The 16,051-nt window shown below is 33.7% G+C and carries 14 protein-coding genes; 4 read left to right on the plus strand and 10 right to left on the minus strand.

Annotated features, from left to right (window positions below):
- Window positions 1-7 precede the first annotated feature (7 nt).
- Window positions 8-793, minus strand: coding sequence for a 2,3-dihydro-2,3-dihydroxybenzoate dehydrogenase (gene dhbA, locus NSS74_RS12250; protein WP_002141680.1), 786 nt, complete (start codon window positions 791-793; stop codon window positions 8-10).
- 629 nt (window positions 794-1,422) lie between these two features.
- Entirely contained in the window at window positions 1,423-2,625 is a 1,203-nt protein-coding gene (locus NSS74_RS12255; RefSeq protein WP_002085734.1) for an L-lactate MFS transporter, read from the minus strand.
- A gap of 693 nt (window positions 2,626-3,318) precedes the next feature.
- On the opposite strand from NSS74_RS12255, the gene NSS74_RS12260 reads away from it, so the two are divergent.
- Window positions 3,319-3,504, plus strand: coding sequence for a YkvS family protein (locus NSS74_RS12260; protein ID WP_002012762.1), 186 nt, complete (start codon window positions 3,319-3,321; stop codon window positions 3,502-3,504).
- Window positions 3,505-3,567: 63 nt separating this feature from the next.
- On the opposite strand, the gene NSS74_RS12265 is transcribed toward NSS74_RS12260, so the two are convergent.
- On the minus strand, window positions 3,568-3,867 hold the full coding sequence (locus NSS74_RS12265; RefSeq protein WP_002012759.1) for an ArsR/SmtB family transcription factor: 300 nt from the start codon (window positions 3,865-3,867) through the stop codon (window positions 3,568-3,570).
- 335 nt (window positions 3,868-4,202) lie between these two features.
- Between NSS74_RS12265 and NSS74_RS12270 the strand changes: the two genes are divergently transcribed.
- Window positions 4,203-4,376 carry a hypothetical protein gene (locus NSS74_RS12270; protein ID WP_002031929.1) on the plus strand — a complete coding sequence of 58 codons (174 nt, stop codon included), beginning with the start codon at window positions 4,203-4,205 and terminating at the stop codon, window positions 4,374-4,376.
- 160 nt (window positions 4,377-4,536) lie between these two features.
- Here NSS74_RS12270 and NSS74_RS12275 read toward each other — a convergent pair whose 3' ends face one another.
- The 4 genes from NSS74_RS12275 to NSS74_RS12290 form a co-directional block, all read right to left on the minus strand.
- Window positions 4,537-7,626: an AAA family ATPase gene (locus NSS74_RS12275; RefSeq protein ID WP_002141679.1), complete on the minus strand. Its 3,090-nt coding sequence runs from the start codon at window positions 7,624-7,626 to the stop codon at window positions 4,537-4,539.
- Window positions 7,623-8,780: an exonuclease SbcCD subunit D gene (locus NSS74_RS12280; protein WP_002012752.1), complete on the minus strand. Its 1,158-nt coding sequence runs from the start codon at window positions 8,778-8,780 to the stop codon at window positions 7,623-7,625. Before NSS74_RS12280 ends, NSS74_RS12275 begins: the two co-directional genes overlap by 4 nt.
- Before the next feature lie 15 nt (window positions 8,781-8,795).
- Complete coding sequence (locus NSS74_RS12285) at window positions 8,796-9,035, minus strand: DUF2584 family protein (protein ID WP_002085739.1); 240 nt, start codon at window positions 9,033-9,035, stop codon at window positions 8,796-8,798.
- 184 nt (window positions 9,036-9,219) lie between these two features.
- A complete protein-coding gene (locus NSS74_RS12290; RefSeq protein ID WP_002012747.1) occupies window positions 9,220-9,477 on the minus strand; it encodes a hypothetical protein in 258 nt (85 codons plus the stop codon).
- Between the two features lie 350 nt (window positions 9,478-9,827).
- Here NSS74_RS12290 and NSS74_RS12295 point away from each other — a divergent pair, with 350 nt between their 5' ends.
- Both NSS74_RS12295 and NSS74_RS12300 read left to right on the plus strand, forming a co-directional pair.
- The gene (locus tag NSS74_RS12295; protein WP_340813671.1) at window positions 9,828-10,880 is read left to right on the plus strand and encodes an enoyl-CoA hydratase/isomerase family protein; all 1,053 of its coding nucleotides are present in this window, start codon (window positions 9,828-9,830) and stop codon (window positions 10,878-10,880) included.
- Between the two features lie 160 nt (window positions 10,881-11,040).
- A complete protein-coding gene (locus NSS74_RS12300; protein WP_085960726.1) occupies window positions 11,041-11,673 on the plus strand; it encodes a LysE family translocator in 633 nt (210 codons plus the stop codon).
- Between the two features lie 106 nt (window positions 11,674-11,779).
- On the opposite strand, the gene NSS74_RS12305 is transcribed toward NSS74_RS12300, so the two are convergent.
- The 3 genes from NSS74_RS12305 to NSS74_RS12315 are packed head-to-tail and all read right to left on the minus strand — an operon-like array spanning window position 11,780 to window position 15,896.
- Window positions 11,780-13,240, minus strand: a complete 1,461-nt coding sequence (locus tag NSS74_RS12305) for a CoA-acylating methylmalonate-semialdehyde dehydrogenase (protein WP_340813673.1) — start codon at window positions 13,238-13,240, stop codon at window positions 11,780-11,782.
- Window positions 13,241-13,279: 39 nt separating this feature from the next.
- A complete protein-coding gene (locus NSS74_RS12310) occupies window positions 13,280-14,170 on the minus strand; it encodes an NAD(P)-dependent oxidoreductase (RefSeq protein ID WP_002031851.1) in 891 nt (296 codons plus the stop codon).
- Window positions 14,171-14,186: 16 nt separating this feature from the next.
- The gene (locus NSS74_RS12315) at window positions 14,187-15,896 is read right to left on the minus strand and encodes an acyl-CoA dehydrogenase family protein (RefSeq protein ID WP_033709052.1); all 1,710 of its coding nucleotides are present in this window, start codon (window positions 15,894-15,896) and stop codon (window positions 14,187-14,189) included.
- Window positions 15,897-16,051 lie beyond the last annotated feature (155 nt).

Raw genomic sequence — 16,051 nt, forward strand, 5'->3', positions numbered from 1 at the left:
TTTTTTATTAAACTCCTAATGTAGCTCCGCCATCGACACATAAATTGTGCATTGTAATATGACTCGCTTTATCAGAAGCTAAAAACAATACTGCTTCAGCAATTTCTGAAGGTTGTGCAATTTTTTGTAACGGAATACCGAGTCTATATGTATTTTGAGAACCAGCAATTATATTTTCAGCTCCATTCTCATCAGCCCATAGTAATCTTTGCATTTCAGTTTCAGTAGAACCAGGAGAAACTAAGTTGCAGCGAATATTGTATGCTGCAAGCTCTAATCCTAAACACTTCATAAACATTGTCGTTGCGGCTTTTGATGCAGCGTACGCAGCCATTTCCATTCTCGGAGTATTTGCCGCATTTGAACCAACTGTAACAATTGCCCCTGACTTTCTTTGCATCATATGTTTACTTACTGCTCGAGACATATAGAAAACTCCTGTAGAATTTACAGAGAAGGTTTTATTCCAATCTTCATCACTTAAAGAGTGAATTGGTCCCATACGTAATACCCCTGCAACATTTATTAATATATCTATTGGTGCTATATCATTTTCAATACCGTTTACCATATCTTCAACAGCGGTACTATCACTCACATCTAAATGAAATATTTTCATACGTGTTTCATTTAATTCATTTTCATTTAAGAGTACGTTTAACCCCTCTTCATTTTGATCAACCGCAATAACTGTAGCTCCTCTTTCTAAAAACATTTTGGCAACAACACTGCCTATACCTTGAGCTGCACCTGTTACTAAAACCGTTTTTCCATCAAATTCCCCTAAGTTCATTTCCTCTATCCTTTCATTTGAAAATTAATCTAATTAAACAAATAGCAATAATGATAACGATTATCACTATCAATGTAAAAAATAATACACTTACTAAACTAATTGGTCAAGTGTACTTTTCATCAAAATATTATTCATTGATAATGTTTTTCATTTAATATTCTTACATCGAAATGATAATCTTTCTCAATAAACTTGTCAACCTATTTTTATTTTTCAGATAAAATATTTTAGTACTTCTCAATACAATTACATCTAAAAGCATTAATAAGTACTTACATTAAAAAATTTAATTCGTACTCCTCTTTTTAAAATTGAAGAAGATAAACTGTAGATACCTTCATTTACAAAGCCTTACCAAAAACTCAAGTATATATTTTCTCAACATTTTTCTGAAAATATCAAGAAAGTATATCTTGCAATTACCGATGCATGTCGTGTTTATAATTTAAGATTTAATAAGTATTTCGAATATAATATATCAATTTATGATATTCCAATATAATCCAAACGGATACTTTACTCATTTTTTTGCCTCTAGAAAATTCCACATGTTGTAATTCATAAAAAAGCACCCTATTAAATAGGGTGCTTTTTAGTAAACATAGTGTTAAAGAAGATTTATATACTTACGCTACACTGCGATACTCTTCTTCTTTTTCTTTTTTCTGCTTAGGCACTTGGATTAAAAGTGCGATAATAAATGATACGACACATAATACGCCGATCACCATGAAAGTTGGTTTGAATCCACCTAGAACTGCACCGATAAAGGAACCAGCGAGCGCTCCAAATCCAAATCCTTGATACACAATTCCGTAGTTCTTACTATGGTTTTTCATACCGTAGAAATCACCAACGATAGCTGGGAAAATAGTGATATTTCCACCAAAGCAAAACGCTACACTTGCTACACATACGAAGTAGATACCATAATTTAAATCTACGAAACTTAAAACCAAGACTGAAGCTGCCATAACAACAAATGTACCAGTAACGATTTTTAAACGGCCGATTTTATCTGATAACGGCCCTAAAATAATACGACCTAATGTATTGAAGATTGCAACCATAGCCACCGCATTAGCTGCTGTCGCTGCGCTAAGCCCTACAAGTTGAACACCAATGTCTTTTACCATACCAATTAAGTATAAGCCACTCATACATGATGTAAATAACATAATAAATAATAAGTATACTTGTTTTGTGCCTAACATTTCTTTCGTTGTATATTCCTGAGTTTTTGTTTCATGAACTGCTCCTTGATCTGCAGCTTGATGGATTAAACAAGCGCCAAGGACAATCATAGCTGTAACAATTAAACCCCAGTATATAAACGCTTGTGATACACCAACTGATTCAATTAACTGTGCGTTAATATATTTAAAAATTAAGCTACCTGAACCATATGCAGAGACAGAAATACCAGCAATTAAACCTTTACGCTTTGGAAACCACTTTATTAAATTGGATAATGAAGTGATATATGCTGTACCATCTGCATAACCTACAACAACCCCTGCTAGTACATAAAGCAATATTAATGAGGAAGCTTGTGAACTAAGTATTAATCCAATTCCTAATGCTAGTCCAGCTATCATAATAAGTTTACGAAGTCCCCATTTTTCTTGCAATTTACTCGCAAACAAAGTTGAAAACGCTAAAGACAGGCTAGTAATTGAGAAAGTTATAGCAACAGCGTTAAGACTCCAACCGTATTTACTCACTAAGGGCTGATTGAATAAACTCCATGTATATATCGTACCAAGCCCCATTTGTACTATGACTGTTCCAAGGACAACAAGCCATGGATTAACCGATGATTTTTTCATACCATCTCTCCTCCTCTTTCTATTTCAATGCTATTCGCTAAATATGCTTTTTTTATTTTTATTTTCGCCACCTCATTCGACTTAACAACTTCATTGTATAGGATGTTTTCGCTTATGTAAGCACTTACAAGATGGAGCGTCAAAAATATGGAATCAGTTACAGAAAACGAAGGGTGAAATACAAAAAACTACTTGTTAAATACGTAGTAGTTTTTATAATGTTTTACATCAATACGACTTATGTGTGTTTTCATATCCTCTTTTATACAAAGTTATGCGCCCTGTTACACCATGGCTGGACTTCAAAATTTTGATTATCCTATATAAACAAAAAAACACCATATTCTTTTTAACTCCCCAGCTTTATAACATGTTGCGTCTATATTTCTTAATACAAATCATTTAATAGTCTTGTAATCTGGCTTCTCGTTACAATGCTTGTAATCAAAAATCCCACCATTTCCACTTCCGTATATCTTGTTTTTCTAACGAAACATACAAAAGTACAACGTTTTTTACAATTTTCTACATAAAAACAGAAAATATATAATTCATTTACATAATTTTGCACTTTAATTTTTATTAAACAACAAATATTTTATTGATAAATAAAACTAAACATTCACTAATATATCTATACGTGGTTTAATATATATAATAAACAAACATTTCTGACTTTTATAAGGAGGTACTATGAAAGCAAACGTAGGCGATACTATACTATTTCAACGAAATAACTTAAAGATCACAGCATCTGTACTAAAACTATACACTGAATCGGTCTTAGTTGAAGTCACAGATGTAAGCGGTGGTACTTTTGAATTTGACCGAACAATTGTAAATCATAAAAACTATAAAATTTTAAATGCAAATAAATAAAACAATACAATACAAAATAGCCCCTGCTTAACAGCGGAGGCTATTTTGTATAATAACAATTCATTAATTTACATATCCTAAAACACTAACAATCTTGCTTGCTTTTAAATTATTAATATAATAATAAATTTCTAACCCTCTTCTCTCAGCTCTTAGCACTTTACCTTTCATTTTTGATAAATGCTGCGAAACAGTCGATTGAGGAATATTTAATATTTCTGTTAATTGTGTTACATTACAAGTTTTGCGTGCACTTAATTCATTTACAATTTGTAATCGTATTGGATGTGCCATTATTTTTAAAATATCCACATCTTCTTCAGTTACTAAACTTTTTTTTATCTCGCTCGTATATGTTGTCATAAGACATTCCCCTTTTATTTGAATTCCTTTTTATTAAAATCTGCTTCTAAATAAAATATTATCTCTAATATACAATTAAGACCCTTATATAGAAATAATAGGATTTCGATTATTTAAAAACAGCAATACTATACAATTTCATCTATTTGGTACATATACATAATACAATTTCAATTTGTGCTCTATGTGAAGTTAGCATAAATTTATAATGAAGATTTTTCAAACAATTCACATCTAACTATATACTTCCTCATAATACTATCCAGTGATTTTAACATATTTTAGGCATTTGTATATACTATTGCAAAACACATTCTTATTGAGGGGGAATTTATATGCCAACACCGTTACAAGAACAAGTTGAAGAAGCTCGTGAAACATATGTCAGTCGTATTATTTTAGTTGGTGGTTCAGCTTTATTTTTAACAGGTGGTGTTATATCTGCAATTTCAGCTTTTAAAAGTTATAACCGTTTGGCAAATACGCCACCTTCTTCAAATGATTCATAATTGCATCATTCATTCCTTTAAATAATAAAGATGCCGCCTCTACTATAGAGACGGCTTTATATAAAAACATTATTAAATTCATTTGAACTTAATTGAAAAAACGTTATAACAATTTGGTACAATGTTCAAAGTAAGGATAGATACTTTCAATTTGACAAGCTTATTTCACCACAAACCTCGTCTGACTACACCCATCCTTCTGCTTCGTTACTTCTAATACAGCTGGCATTTCATTTTTCAGTTCTTGAACGTGTGAAATTACACCGATAAAGCGACCTGATTTTTGCAAGTCGATTAGGGCGTCAACTGCTTTCGTTAATGACTCTTCATCTAATGAGCCGAATCCTTCATCGATAAACATCGTTTCGATGGAAATACCACCCTCATACGCTTGAATTACATCTGCCATTCCAAGTGCTAAGCAAAGTGATGCGTTAAATTTCTCACCGCCAGATAATGTTTTTACATCTCGGGTTTGACCTGTATATGCATCATATACATCTAATCCTAATCCACTTTGTCGATTCCTCTTTTCAACTCGTTCGCTTCGTTTTAAATAAAATTGTCCATTTGATAATTTACGTAGTCGTTCGTTCGCAATTTGAACAATTTGTTCTAAATACTCAATTAAGATGTAACGTTCAAAGGATATACGACTATCGTTATCCCCTTTCATTACTTCATATAAATCAACAAGTTCTTGGAATGCTTTTTCTTCCTCATGAATTTGTTCATCAATTCGTTTAATATTTTCATGTAAATCCGTAATATATGATACGGCGTTTTGAGCACGTTGTCGTTTTTCTTTAATAATATCAAGGCTAATTTCCAATTCTTTCACTTGCTCATCTAATGAAGAAATGTCCATATACTCTTTATCTTTTAAGTCTGCTTTTAATTCTTCAATTTGTTTTGTAAGTACTTCTAGAGATGAGTAATAACTTTGGATTTCTTGTTGTAACTTATCCATCTCAGCATCATTTAATTTGGATTCTTTATATGTTAATTGATCTGTAAATCCGCTTTGTTCTAGCTCTTTCATAAAGCGTGTAAACGTCTCTTCTTTCTTCTCTTTTGCACTATTAAATTGATTAGAAGCATTATCATGTTCTGCTTGAATACGTATATTTTCATTTTGCCAATGTTGATACGCCTCTTGTACTTTCTCCCATTCATCTTCCATTAACCTAAGTTCTTGCAGAGCTTGGTCAAACTGTACTTTCCAAGCTTGTACCGTTTGCAAGCTTTCCGGAATATTTTGCTTATCATGTTCATATGACGTACGAAGCTGCATACACTCCATTTCAGTACGGTGCTGCACAGTTTCTACTTCACGCTTTTGTTTCTGGAGTTCTTCTACTTTTTCTTCTACGCTTTTTATATTCACAGCCATTTGCTTACGCGTTTCTTCACTTGCTTTTAACGCATTAACTTCTGCTGCTAATTGCTTTCCTTTTTGAACGAGCGCACTATATGTTTCTACTAATTCTTCTGAGCGATAGCCTCGCTTTAGCACTTCTTCTATCACTTGTTCATATTGAACTCGATAGAAATTCCACTTTTCTTCTAATTGAACATGTAATTTTTCCGCAATAGTTTTCTTTTCTCTTAGCTCATTTAACTCTTTTTCATCAATTGCATTACTTTGCTCTGTAGCTTTTTTCGGGTGGTCCATACTACCACATACTGGACAAGATTCACCATCATGTAAATGAAGAGCTAATATACCAGCTTGTTCACTTAACCAGCGGCGTTCCATATTTTCATATGTACTAACTGCCTGTTGCATCTTATGAAACGCACTTTCTTTTTCTAGCTCGTATTTTTGTTTTTCTTGCCATACATCATATGCCTGCTTTAATACTTTTGCATCTTCTCGCATATTCGTTAGTTCTTCTACTTTAGCTACATATTGTTCAAGCGCTGCTTCTAATTGCTGTAATTCGCCAGACATTCTTTGTTTTTCATTTTTATGCGCTTCTAGTTGTTCATCTAACTTTTGCATACCTTCTTTTAATTTTCCTATGTGAATTTCAGCATTTTGCAAATTTAACTTTTTCTCAGCTAATGATGCAATAATTGGCTGTAACTCTTCTAGTCTTTGAACTTGTTTTTTAGCATTTTCTCGCTCAGATGCCTTATTCTTTAATGCTTCATATTTCTCCTGAGCAAGTGCAAAACTGTTCATTATATGCTCTTTTTTTGCGATTATCTGTTTTAACAAACTTTCAGACTGCTGTTCATATTGCATCGCTTCCTCATGCCATTGCTCAAATGGTAATAATCGCTTCGCCTGTTCCGCATGTTTAAAAGATTTTTCTTTCATTTCGATTACGGCACGGTTTTCTTGTAAAATACTGTACTTCTCATTCTTTTGTTCTAAATCTTTGAATTTCTCATTTACAGCTTTTGCTGCATGAAAACGTGCCTCTGCTTCTTTTAATTGTTTCGTTTTGTCATTTTGTTCTAAGTGTAATTGCTCAACCTCTGCATTGTACCAATTTGTTTCTTGTTCTAATGCCTCTACTACTTGATGTGTATTTACATGCTCTTGCTCCACTAATGTCTCTAATAATGCCCCATCACGTATTGGTAATTTAAATACATTACGGAAATATAGCTCACGTTCTTTTTGTTTTTCTTGTAAGACGTCTTTCCATTGTTTACGCTTTTGATCTAATATCTCACGCATTAATTTATAACGATCTGTTTTAAAAATGCGGCGTAGTATTTCTTCTTTATTTTCCGTTTCAGATGTTAATAATTTTCGGAACTCTCCTTGCGGTAACATGACAATTTGGCTAAATTGATGTTTACTTAATCCAATTAAATCTTCAACTTTTTTATTTACATCCGTTACATGAAAACGATCGACACATGGAACTTTCTCCTCATCAATTACTTCATATAATTCGACTGCATGTCCTGTAATTGTTTTATTTCCTTGTTTTTTATGGCCCAGTTGTCGTTTAATTTCATAACTTTTTCCTTTTAATTGAAAAGTTAATTCCACACTTGTATAAACATCATCATCAGCAAATTGGCTACGAAGCATGTTAGTATCACTGCGCTCTTCTCCACTAGCTTCTCCATATAATACATAACAAATTGCATCAAAAATCGTTGTCTTTCCAGCTCCTGTATTTCCAGAAATAGCGAAAATGCGATGCTCACCAAGATCTTTAAAATCGATTACTTCTTTCTGTTTATATGGACCAAACGCGGTCATTATAAGCTGAATCGGTCTCATCCTCGCTCACCTTCCCGTTCTTGCACTGTTTGCAAAACATCTAAAAATAGACGTTCTTTCTCTTCTGATAGATCTAGCCCTTTCATTTCTTTATAAAATGCTTTTAAAAGAGATAAATCATCCGTTTTATGTCTTGAAACAGTTACTTCATTTTCATCTGTGAACTCTCGTCTTTGAATAGATCTTTCAACATGCATTGCATTTGGGTATACAGAACGTATTTTTTCCATTGGCTGCAAGACAGGATTTTCATCTAATAATTTCACAAATACATAATCTTCACTCACTGGATGAAGCAATAAATCGTCTATTTTCGCTTCTACTGTACGCATTTTACGACGTGGTGTAAGTAAACGTTTTTCAATTGTTGTTTCACCTTTTTCATCCAGTTCCACAATATAATATCCTTTTTTATGCTTTTCTTCAGAAATAGAATATGCAAGTGGTGAACCTGAATAACGAATTGTCTCATTACGTACAAAATGCGCTTGATGTAAATGGCCAAGCGCCGTGTAATGAAATTTATCAAAATAATGGCTATTTACATATTCAGCACCACCAATTGAAAGTGGTCGTTCCGCATCACTCGTATTTTCCTCTGCCTCTCCTGAAGAAGTTACAAATGCATGTCCTACAAATATGTGTCTCGCTTCTTTATCCATCGTTTCAGAGAGTTCGTTCATAAAAATACGCATCGCATCATCATGAGAACGAACATCTTCATTTTTCAATATATGTCTAACAATACTTGGATCTGCATACGGAACGAGATGGAAATGAACCTCTCCGTACTCATCATTTAAAACAACAGGATTGTATGGAAACTGGAATTGTCCAACAATATGTAATCCTTGTTTTTTCATTAAATTACTACCAAAATGTATGCGGTCCGGACTATCGTGGTTTCCTGCAACTGCGATTATTGGTGTTTGTAAATCAATAACTATCTTTTGTAATACATCATTTAATAAGTCTACTGCTTCTGTAGGTGGAATTGCTCGGTCATATAAATCTCCTGCAATAATTACAGCATCCGGTTTTTCCTCTTCAACAGCTTGTACAAACTGATCTAACACAATTTTTTGATCTTCAGTCATATATACACCATGAACAAGCTTACCTAAATGCCAATCCGCTGTATGAAAAAACTTCATATTACCCTTCTCCTTTTAGTTTACTGATTGTAGTGAAACAAGCTGATAGTTTAGTGTAGTTTTTCCGTTCTCCCATTCTAACTTTTGGACAATTGCACTACCGATTCTTTCTTCGTTTGATTTATATAAAGGCAATATTTCTTGAATAGTAAATAGATGATAACCATCTAAAATTAATTGAAATAAATTATCTTCTATATGTAATCTTACTTCTTTTTCATTTGAAATAATTTTTGTATGCATCTCAAATTTCATGCTAGATACAACCCCTTTTTTCTAATCTCTACATTTTAATAGTATAGTGGTCATGCAAGATTGACAAGTAAATACACCGGGATGTACATACTTTTTTAATTATAAATATTTTATGTTTTTTTATATGAAATACGGTATGTGAAATTATTAATCTACAAAAATAAAAATGCCCTTTCAGGCATCCTTATTTTTGTAAGTACTCTTTCATAACGTAGTACAATACAGTTATTAAGACAATCGCTACAAAAAACGCAAATACGGCCACAACATACCCATCTTTATTTAATAAAAAGCATATGGAAATAGATATTATAAAAATCGGAAACACGAGACGTACCTTAGCCTTCACTTCTTCTGTCGTATCTGTATGATGAAAATACTGTGTAATTCCTACCATAAGAGATGACAAAATAATAACCGACAATAGTAAAGGTCCTGGCATTCCGATCTCTCCTTTCTCTATTTCTAATTATATACAAACCCCGCGCTCTTTAAAAGTTAGATAATTCAGCCTTTTAACTTTTTCTACATCCACTCTTTAATTTACACCACGTATACTAACTCAATATAAGTTATACATATAATAGCGCCTTCAACACGACATTTTCAAATAATAGCACTTACAGTAATGTTGTAATATTCCTCTTCATTCTCTGAAATCCTGCAAATATAACTCGTCAAAATATGCGATAAGTACTAACACTAAGCACCTAATTTAGACAAAAATTATAGAGGACATTTCAGCATGTATCAAGAAATAAGAATAGAAAGATAAGTAAGGGAGGATTTATAATGACTGAACACGTTTTATTTTCTGTTAGCGAAAACGGCGTTGCATCTATTACTTTAAACCGTCCAAAAGCACTTAATTCTTTATCCTATGACATGTTACAACCAATTGGGCAAAAACTTAAAGAATGGGAGCAAGATGAGCGTATTGAACTCATCGTTTTAAAAGGAGCTGGGACGAAAGGTTTTTGTGCAGGTGGTGATATTAAAACGCTATACGAAGCACGTTCTAACGAAGTTGCATTACAACATGCAGAGCAGTTTTTTGAAGAAGAATATGAAATTGATACATTTATTTATCAATACAAAAAACCAATTATCGCTTGTTTAGATGGAATTGTAATGGGCGGTGGTGTCGGTCTGACAAATGGAGCGACGTATCGAATTGTAACAGAGCGTACGAAGTGGGCAATGCCTGAAATGAACATCGGTTTCTTCCCGGATGTCGGTGCTGCTTATTTCTTAAATAAAGCGCCTGGATATACTGGTCGATATGTTGCTTTTACGGCATCTATTTTAAAAGCTCCTGATGTATTATATATTAACGCTGCTGATTACTTTATGACATCAGATTCATTACCAAATTTCCTTACCGCACTTGAAAATGTAAATTGGAAAAAAGAAGATGTACATACTCATTTAAAAGAAGTTATTCGTACATTTGCAACTGCTCCAAACTTAGATGGCAATCTTTCTTCTTCAGTAGAAGAAATTAATTCGCATTTTGCATTCGATACAATTGAGGGAATCATTCAATCGTTAGAGAAAGATCAAAGTCCATTTGCCCAAACAACGAAAGAAAAGCTATTATCCAAATCCCCTGTTTCATTAAAGGTAACATTAAAACAGTTTATTGATGGCCAAGAAAAGTCAGTTGAAGAATGTTTCGCGACAGATCTTATACTCGCTAAAAACTTCATGCGACATGAAGATTTCTTTGAAGGAGTACGCTCCGTTGTAGTTGATAAAGACCAAAATCCAAATTATAAATATAAACAATTAAGTGATGTTTCAGAAGAAGATGTAAATCGATTCTTTAACTTACTTAACGCTTAAGCAAAGAGGCCATATATTGTAGCACACTCTCAGCTACTCTATATTGCCTCTTCTTTTTAGTTAAATAATTTTAAATATAATTTAATTTTATTTAACTAAAATGCATGTTAAACTAACGTTAATCGAATTTTCTAAAAACAAAAAAAGGAAGGCGGATAACATTATGGAAAATTTTTTTCTGTTTATTATTATGTCTATATGTCTTATTATTCTACCCGGTCCTGATACAGCAATGGCTACGAAAAACACATTGATTGCCGGCAAAATCGGCGGCGTAAAAACTGTTTTTGGTACTTGTGTTGCGCTTTTAATTCACACTTTAGCTGCTGTAATTGGTCTTTCAGCACTTATTGTAAAGTCTGCTCTTTTATTTTCTATTTTTAAATATGTTGGTGCTGTATATTTAGTCTATATTGGTATTAAAGCCCTTTTAGCAGTAAGAAACACAGAAGACTTAAATACAAATGACGTTCCAATAAATAATGACAATAAACATACTTCTTGCTTTCGCCAAGGGTTTCTTACAAATTTACTAAACCCTAAGATTGCAGTCTTCTTTTTAACTTTTTTACCACAGTTTTTAAATCCAAATCATAATACATTTATACAACTTCTCGTTATGGGACTTACTTATCTCATTTTAACCGTCATTTGGTTTGCTTTTTATATATTTTTAATTGATAAAATTAGTGCTTTTATGAAAAAACCGAAGACACAGCGTTATATTCAAGGGATTACAGGAATCGTCTTAATTGGGTTTGGTATTAAATTAGCCTTTGAAAGAAATAGTTAACACAATACAAACGAAAATACACTACTCGATTATGAGTAGTGTATTTTCGTTTGTATTATTTTTATAATGAGTGGGAATGCACCCCACTCATTATCATTTCACTTTATTAAAACCAGCGCTCAGTTACAACTTTTTTACGTGTATAAAATTGAACGCCATCCGTACCATTTGTACCAAGATCTCCAAAGAATGAAGCTTTGTTTCCTGCAAATGCGAAGAATGCCATTGGTGCTGGAACATTAACGTTTACACCAATCATACCAGCATCAATATTGTCTCGGAATGTTTGTGCATGTTTTCCATTTGATGTATAAATAACAGCACCATTCGCAAATTTCGATTGATTTGTCAGCTTAATACCTTCTTCTAAATCTTTTACTCTTACAATACTTAATACCGGAGCGAAAATTTCATCTTGCCAAATTTTCATTTCTTGATTTACACCATCAAAGATTGTTGCACCAACAAAGTAACCTTCTCCAACTTCTTCATTGATTTTACGGCCATCTACTAGTAAAGTTGCTCCATCTGCTACACCACTATTAATATAGCCTAAAACACGTTCTTTATGAGATTCACGGATTAATGGTCCAACATAATTATCTTCGTTGAAACCGTCACCTACTTTTAACTTCTTCGTTTCCGCTACTAATACATCAATGAATTCATCAGCAATTTCATCAACTACTGCTACTACTGAACATGCCATGCAGCGCTCTCCACTACTTGCGAACGCAGACCCAATTACACCTTGTACTGTTTTCTCAAGGTTGCAATCTGGCATAACAACCGCATGGTTTTTCGCACCTGCTAACGCTTGTACACGTTTACCATTTTTTGTACCAGTTTCATATACGTAGCGTGCCACTGGCTCAGAGCCAACAAACGAAACTGCTTGAATATCTTTATTTTCTAAAATACTATTTACAACATCTTTTCCGCCTTGTACTAAATTTAATACCCCTTTTGGAAAACCAGCTTCATAGAATAACTCTACAAGTCGCTCAGCTAAAAGTGGCGTTCTTTCAGATGTTTTTAATACGAATGTATTACCGCAAGCAATTGCAAGTGGGAACATCCATAATGGAATCATCATCGGGAAGTTAAACGGTGTAATACCAGCAACAACTCCGATTGGGTAGCGCCAAATCGATCCATCAATTCCACTAGCAATATTCGGAAGGGCTTGTCCCATCATTAAATTTGGTACTGATGTTGCAAGTTCTACCGCTTCAATACCACGCTGTACTTCACCAGTTGCATCCGTTAGCGTTTTACCGTTTTCTAGCGTAATGATTTTTGCAAGCTCTTCTTTATTTTCTTGTAACAGTTGTAGATATTTGTATAGTTGTCTTGAACGATTTGGAACTGGCACTTTAGACCATGTTTTGTATGCCGCTTTTGCCGCTTCAACAGCTTTTTCAACATCTTCTTTTGGAGAAAGTGGAACGTAAGCGATGATTTTTCCGGTTGCCGGATTCGGAACCGCTTCTACTTCCGTACCAGTAGATTCTACCCATTCGCCATTAATATGATTTTTCACTCGTTTAATTTCAGTTGTAATCATTATATTCTCTCCTTTTTTATCATGGTTTTTATAAGTGCACTATTTTTGATTAGAAATTAATTGTTCGCTAACTTTCTTATATAAAGCAGCCATATCGTTTTCACCATATCCTGCCTCACTCGCTTCTTCATATACGTTTAATAGCATCTCACTTACTGGTAAGTGAAGTTCACTTTCTTTAGCTAAATCTACCGCAAATCCTAAATCTTTCTTTAATAAATTCACAGTAAAGCCTGGCTCATAATTTTCTGATGCAATGAAACTTTTATAATTACGCTCATAAATTCTACTTTGACCGTAACTTACATTTAAAATATCAAACATTTTATCTAAATCCATATTGTTCTTTTTCGCTAATGTTAAAGCTTCACTCACACCAGCTGTATAAAAACCAATTAATAGATTATTAATTAATTTAACAGTTGTACCACTATCAATCTGCTCACTAACATGGAAAACATTCGCTCCAAGCACTTCCATGACAGATTCAGTTTTCTCATACACTTCTTTCGATCCACCAACCATAAACGTTAATGTACGGTTTTCTGCACCAATTACCCCACCGCTAACAGGTGCTGCTAAAAAGTCTACTTTCTTTTCCTTCGCCGATTCCTCTAATTGTTTGTTTAATTGTGGAGATACTGTACTTGTATCAATTAAAGCTACATTCGAGTGGCTATTTTCAAATAATCCTTCTTCCCCAAAATATACCGCTTCAACAGCACGAGGTGATGGTAAGCTTGTAAAAATCACATCGCATGTCTCTGCTAGTTTTGAGATTGATAGGCCGATAATTCCTCCTTCTTTTTCAAAGGAAGCTTCCGCCTCTTTATTCAAGTCCACTCCATATACTGTGTAGCTAGATTTAACTAAATTTTTAGACATTGGAAGACCCATGTTACCTAAACCGATAAAACCAATCTTTTTCATATCGCTTTCCTCCTATTTACACAATATATTTCCCGCGATTTATAATAACTTTCGCAATATCTCTCTTTTTCGTAAATAAGTTTGAGTATAAAGGCACTAATAATTGACGGATTTCAGCTAATATTTCTTGTCTATTTTGTTCTTCTGTGACAGCTGCTGAAAGAATGGAAATCGCGGATTCTTCTACTTTACGATATCCTTCTTCACAAATAACATCTGTTATCATTTGTTTCGTACGCTCTTTTTCCTCACCATTTTTACTAACTGCTTTCCTCGTACGTAAAAATGCTGATTCCATGACGTACACGTCCGTCAACATATTTGATAATACGCGTGAATATTCTTGCTCTTGCTCAATTTTTAAACCTGGAGTTTTAGAGAGCGTTTTCAAAGATTGTTTCAACAATTTTTTCGCTAATAAAATGTAACGATGGTTTCTTTCTACATTTGCCACATCAATTTCTACTTCAGCATCTTCTATTTGCTCGATTTGCTTCATTAACATTTTTGCAACTGTTAATCTATTAATTTCATTCGTTCCTTCAAAAATACGACTAATCCTAGCATCACGATATAATCGTTCTACTTCGTATTCTTGCATATAACCGTAACCACCATGAATTTGTACAGCTTCATCTACGATATAAGCAAGTGTTTCAGAAGCGTTTACTTTATTCAGTGCACATTCAATTGCAAATTGGGACATTTTTTTCATAAGATCTTCATCACTCTCATGAATTGCTTCATCAATTACACCCGCTGTACGGTAAGCTGCACTTTCTGCTCCATATGTAGAAATAATCATATTGGCAATTTTCTCTTGAATCATCGTAAAATCTACTAATTCCGTTTGGAACTGTTTTCGCTCTTTTCCATATTGAACCGATAAACCGATTGCTTGTTTTGCTGTTCCAATATTTCCAAAAGCCAGTTTTAGTCTAGCAAAGTTAAGGATATTAAGAGCTACGTGATGCCCTTTCCCAACTTCCCCTAAAACATTTTCAGCAGGGATGACAACATCTTCTAAAATAAGCGTCGCTGTTGAAGAACCTTTAATCCCCATTTTCTTTTCTTCTAGTCCAATGGATACACCTTCACATGTTCTTTCGACAATAAACGCTGTCATTCCTTTATTTGTCTTCGCAAAAACAACGTATACATCTGCCATATGAGCATTTGTAATCCACTGCTTCTCACCATTTAACTTCCAAGCAGTTCCATCTTCATTCAATACTGCACTCGTTTTTGCACTTAATGCATCAGAACCAGCATTTGGCTCAGTTAAAGCATAAGCCCCAATCCATTCTCCAGACGCAATTTTCGGCAAATATTTTTCTTTCTGTTCTTTCGTTCCATAATATATGTAAGGCAACGTACCTACACCGGCGTGTATATTAAAAGAAACGCTAAATGCACCAGCGTAACCCATTTTCTCTGCTACAAGACCTGAGACAGCCTTTCCTAACTCGAATCCGCCATAATCTTCTGGTACCTCAATGCCTAATAATCCAAGTTCCCCAGCTTTCTCAAATAATTGACGAGAAACTTTATAGTTATGTTGTTCAATATTCTCAATTTGCGGGACAATTTCTTGTTTAACGAATTGTTCTGTCGTTTTTGCAATTAAATCTTCATCCCCTGAAAAATCTTCTGGTGTAAAGAAAGTATTATTCACATCTTTATTGAGTGAAAAAAATTCATCCCATGGTAACTTCGTTTTCTCCATCTGAATCCCCCTATCATTTCGGCCTTCGTTGATCTTTGCATATGCTCGTCTACGATGAGTGGAATATCTTATTATTGAAAACAGAAGGCGATGATTTTTCACATCAAGCAGTTCGTTTTGCCAAAGATGTATTTTCATCGCCTAAATCCTTCTAC

The sequence above is a fragment of the Bacillus sp. FSL E2-8868 genome, assembly GCF_038005505.1.
Classification (GTDB): Bacteria; Bacillota; Bacilli; order Bacillales; family Bacillaceae_G; genus Bacillus_A; species Bacillus_A mycoides.